The sequence below is a fragment of the Desulfosporosinus sp. SYSU MS00001 genome, from assembly GCF_049943955.1.
In the GTDB taxonomy this organism is placed as follows: Bacteria; Bacillota; Desulfitobacteriia; order Desulfitobacteriales; family Desulfitobacteriaceae; genus Desulfosporosinus.
On the sequence record NZ_JBNFTW010000046.1, the window covers coordinates 1 to 1297 of the forward strand.

Annotated in this window: 1 protein-coding gene; it reads right to left on the minus strand. The window is 46.2% G+C overall.

Translation table 11 applies throughout. The features are described 5' to 3' along the window. The coding region (locus ACPUYX_RS20960; protein ID WP_426381508.1) for an adenylyl-sulfate reductase subunit alpha at positions 1-1277 on the minus strand (1277 nt) is incomplete at its 3' end. Positions 1278-1297: the final 20 nt, after the last annotated feature.

A 1297-nucleotide genomic window follows, 5' to 3' on the forward strand; every position in this document is an offset into this window, starting at 1 on the left:
TCCCCTGCTGCAAAGAGGCCAGGTACGGTGGTCATGTTAGCATAACCCCAGAAGTAATCGGTTCCGGCGGAAAGGTCTTCCGGACCAGAGATCCATGCTCCTGATGAACCGGAGTGAGAACTGATGAAGTAAGGCTCTGCTGCTGCGATTTCGGAGGATCTTTCTTCCGGTTGTACGTTGGTTGCAGCCCATAATAAAGCTTGTGCAATTGTCATATCGAGGAAGTCTTCCCAAGCTTCATTTTCTAAGGATTTCATTTTCTTCTTGAAGGCTTTATCGTCTCCTTCATACGCTTTAGCCAGATTGGCAATAGCTTCTTCTGTGCGCATGAAGAGAGGTCCTTTTCCTTCTTGTACGTCTAACAAGCCCAGATGGTTACGCAGGTTTGCAGGAATCGGTTTAATGGAACCGTAGACGCCGAACTTCTTCAGCTCATCAGCACGGGTTTCCATATAGTTTTCGCCCATAGCATTGGTTGCACGGGATTTGAAGAGTAAGAACCATGCTCCAACTGGTCCATAAGCATCTTTAAAACGAATCGGTACGAAACGTACTTCTTGGCTGCTCATCTCTGCTCCAGCCTTCATGGTGAAGTAAGCAGATGATCCGGTGGAGAATGGAGGATACCATGAACGGCCAGCACCTTCACCTGTGGATTTCGGTTTGAAGACACCAACGGTTCCACCCATTGCACACAAGGTAGCTTTTGCTTTGAAGACATAGAATTTGTTTTCACGTACACTGAAACCTACGGCTCCTACACATTTGCCGTCTTTTAACAGTGGCTCAGTGATGAAGACTCTCTCATAAATGTTTTCTTCGCCTAAAGCATTCTTAGCAGCTTCAGCTACGATTACTTTATAAGATTCACCGCTGATCATCAGCTGCCATTTTCCTTCGTGCACATAGTTGCCTTCTTCATCTTTCCATAAAGGAAGTCCCCATTTTTCAAACATATGCACGGAGCTGTCTACGTGACGAGCGATGTTAGCGACCAAGTCATCACGGGCAATTCCCATCATATCGCCTTTAACATAGCGAACATAGTCTTGGACTGTATTTCTGCCTTCAGCAAGTCCAACATAAAGGTTGATTGCGGACAATCCCATTCCGACTGCACCGGAACGCGGCATTGATGCTTTATCAACTAAGGTTACTTTAAGTCCATGTTTTTTGCCCCAGTAAGCTGCTTCTACAGCTGCGCCGCAGGCTCCCATTCCGCCTCCGATGATGAGAAGGTCGGTTGTTACTTCTACTGTTTCAAAGTTCATTGGCATTGATTTTAACCTCCCTATTT